This window comes from Streptomyces chlorus (genome assembly GCF_042655885.1).
GTDB lineage: Bacteria > Actinomycetota > Actinomycetes > Streptomycetales > Streptomycetaceae > Streptomyces > Streptomyces chlorus.
In genome coordinates this window covers 1-3,073 of record NZ_JBHSOA010000052.1, presented here as the reverse complement: position 1 = coordinate 3,073, position 3,073 = coordinate 1, and the positions used below count along the sequence as shown (strand labels likewise).

The 3,073-nt window shown below is 68.4% G+C and carries 2 protein-coding genes and 2 pseudogenes; 2 read left to right on the top strand and 2 right to left on the bottom strand.

What is annotated here, in order from left to right:
* Positions 1-118 precede the first annotated feature (118 nt).
* A pseudogene (locus ACFPZI_RS23800) lies at positions 119-883 on the top strand (IS701 family transposase); the annotation flags it as partial.
* 34 nt (positions 884-917) lie between these two features.
* On the opposite strand, the gene ACFPZI_RS23795 reads toward ACFPZI_RS23800, so the two are convergent.
* Positions 918-1,922, bottom strand: coding sequence for an IS3 family transposase (locus tag ACFPZI_RS23795; protein WP_381366442.1), 1,005 nt, complete (start codon positions 1,920-1,922; stop codon positions 918-920).
* A 20-nt stretch (positions 1,923-1,942) separates the two neighbouring features.
* On the bottom strand, positions 1,943-2,326 hold the full coding sequence (locus ACFPZI_RS23790) for a hypothetical protein (RefSeq protein WP_381366439.1): 384 nt from the start codon (positions 2,324-2,326) through the stop codon (positions 1,943-1,945).
* 76 nt (positions 2,327-2,402) lie between these two features.
* Here ACFPZI_RS23790 and ACFPZI_RS23785 point away from each other — a divergent pair.
* Positions 2,403-2,909, top strand: a pseudogene (locus ACFPZI_RS23785) (transposase); the annotation flags it as partial.
* Positions 2,910-3,073 lie beyond the last annotated feature (164 nt).

Sequence of the window (3,073 nt, the reverse complement as noted above, 5' to 3'; positions counted from 1 at the left end):
CCCGCACACTACGCCGCCGTTTTATTTACTGCCTTTGAGGAACCTTGCACTAGTAGTGCTTGGTCAGGTCGGCGTTGATGGTGCGTGTCCTGTGGGTCCGGTGTGTCGTTGAAGATGCGTGACTCCGGAGGAAATTGCATCTGTGCGGGACGAGTTGGAGGACTTCGCGGCGGAGGTCTTCGAGCCGTTCGCGAGGAACGATCAGCGTCGGTGGGGGCAGGTCTACCTGCGCGGACTGCTCACCGACGGGCAGCGCAAGTCGGTCGAGCCGATGGCTGCCCGGCTGGGTGAGGACGGGAACCGACAGGCCCTGGCCCACTTCGTGACGTCGAGTCCGTGGGATCCGGCGCATGTGCGGGCCCGGCTGGCCTGGAAGATGGAAGCGGCGATCCGGCCGAAGGCGCTGATCTTCGACGACACCGGCTTCCTCAAGGACGGCACCGCCTCGGCGTGCGTGTCGCGACAGTACACCGGCACCGCCGGCAAGGTCACCAACTGCCAGGTCGGCGTCTCCCTGCACCTCGCGTCCGATCATGCCTCGGCGGCCATCGACTGGCGGCTGTTTTTGCCCGAGACCTGGGCGCCCGCCTCCGCGAAGGCGGATCCGGCCAAGGTCGCCCGCCGCACCGCCTGCGGCATCCCCGAGGACGTCGGGCATGTGGAGAAGTGGCAGCTCGCCCTGGACATGCTCGACGAGACCCGCTCGTGGGGCATCGAGGTGCCGCTGGCCGTCGCGGACGCCGGATACGGCGACGCGGCGGCCTTCCGGCACGGCCTGCAGGCCCGCGGCCTCCACTACGTGGTGGGCATCTCCACCACGCTCTCGGCCCAGCCCGGCGACGCCGTGCCGGTGACCCCGCCCTACAGCGGGAACGGGCGTCCCGGTGGATTTCAAGTCCAGTGAGACGGTTGTGACGCTATGAGGTTTGTGGTGCGGGTTCCCTGCGCTTGGCCGGGTCGTTGATCCAGGCCGTCTGGGGTATCTCGGGTGGTCTGGGGCGACGGCCGAAGCGTTCGGGATGACGGGCGTATGCCTCGGCGAGGGTGACCCCGCGCTGATCGCGGATTTCCTCGGCGGTCCCGAAGTGGACGGAGGCGGGGGTGTGCCAGCCGATACCCGAGTGCCGGTGCTCGTGGTTGTAGTGCGCGATGAACGCGTCGAACCACTCGCGGGCGTGGGCCAGCGAATCGAACCGTTCGGGATAGTCCGACATGTACTTCGTGGTCTTGAACTGGGCCTCGCTGTAAGGATTGTCGTTGGAGACCTTCGGCCTCGAGTGGGACCGCGTCACGCCCAGATCGATCAGCAGTTGGGAGACCTTCTTCGACGTCATCGAGGTGCCGCGGTCCGCGTGCACGGTCTGGGGCACGATGCCGTTGCGGGCGATGGTCTCGCGGATCAACTCCTCGGCACGCACCGCCGATTCGGCTCGCTCGACGGTGTGGCCGACGATGTACCGGCTGAAGATGTCGATGATCACGTAGGCGTGATACCAGACGCCCTTGACCGGTCCGGCCGCCTTGGTGATGTCCCAGGTGAACACCTGCGAGGGCCCGGTGGCGACCAGCTCGGGCACCGCCCTGGCAGGATGGGTGGCCTGCCGCCGACGCTCACCGGACTGGCCCTGCTCGCGCAGGATCCGGTACATCGTCGAGACAGAGCAGTGGTAGCGCCCGGCATCCAGCTCGCGGGCCCAGATCTGCGCGGGCGCCAGCTCGGCGTACTCGTCGCCGTTCATCAACTCCAGTACCGCAGCCCGTTCTTCGGCCGTCAGGGCCGACGGCTGGACCTGCAGGGCACGTGCCTTGCGCGGTGGTGCCGGCCGGAGACGGCGGTAGTGCGTGGCGCGGGAGCGGCCGGTCAGCCGGCAGGCGGCGGTGGTGCCCAGCTGAGCCTCGACGCCGACGAACGCCTCGTCCACGACCGGGTCGGCGGCAGGCTTCAGTCCGCGCTCTCGGAGATCATTTCCAAGAGCGCGGAAGCTTTTCCCATCACCTCGAGTGCGGCCTTGTTCCGGGCCAGGTCCTTCTGCAGCCGCTCCACCTGCTGCCGCAGCTTCTCGTTCTCCACCTCCGCGGCAGACTTCTTCGCGCGGGCCGGGCTCGTCTGGCGGTCGACCAGGTTCTCCAGGGCCCCGGCATCCCGGGCGGCCCGCCACTCCTTGACATGCGAGTGATAGAGCCGTTCCCGGCGCAGGACCGCCCCCTTCTCGTTCCTGGGGGCGGCGTCGTACTCGGCGACGATCCGCAGTTTGTACTCCGAGGTGAAAGTGCGGCGCTTCGGCCTCGGTGCCGGGTCGGACCCGACGGGTTCTATGCTGGGCATAAGGGACGGTTCTCCTGTCGTGCCCTCTCAGGCTAACCCCGCAGAACGGGATGTCTCACCCAAGGCTGACAGAGAGGGTCCGCCGGTGGCGAAGTACCCCGACCCGCCCCGATCGGTGAAAGAGCTGGTCATCGCGGCGGGCCGGAAGGCCGCCCGGCCGGTCCAGTGGCGGGAGGGATCCCGGCCCGGCGCCGGGCGCTCCGGCCACAAGCGGATGTACTCCCGCTTCGTGGCCCTGCGGATCCGGCCCGCCGGACGCGAGATCCGCCACGCCGCCGACGGCCCGGAACTCCCGGAATGCCGGCTGCTGGCCGAGTGGCCCGCCACCGAACCCGAACCGGTCCAGTTCTGGCTCTCCGACCTGCCCGCCGACACCCCACTGACCACCCTGGTCCGCCTCGCCAAACTCCGCTGGCGCATCGAACACGACTACCGGGAGATGAAACAGGCCCTGGGCCTGGCCCACTTCGAGGGCCGCACCTGGACCGGCTGGCACCACCACGTCACCCTCGTCTCCGTCGCCCACGCCTTCTGCACCCTGCAACGACTGGCCCGAGCCCCAAAAGACACGGCGCCGGCCTGAGCCTCTACCAAGTCGTCCGCGAGCTACAGACCCTCCTCGCAGCCTGGACCGGCGCCTGCCCCACCTGCCACCGCGACATACCCTCACTCACCCCGACCTGACCAAGCACTACTAGTGCAAGGTTCCTCAAAGGCAGTAAATAAAACGGCGGCGTAGTGTGCGGG

Bases quoted from the DNA above. Each gene is read 5' to 3' on its own strand.
- ACFPZI_RS23790 (WP_381366439.1), bottom strand. From the start codon at position 2,326: ATGCCCAGCATAGAACCCGTCGGGTCCGACCCGGCACCGAGGCCGAAG.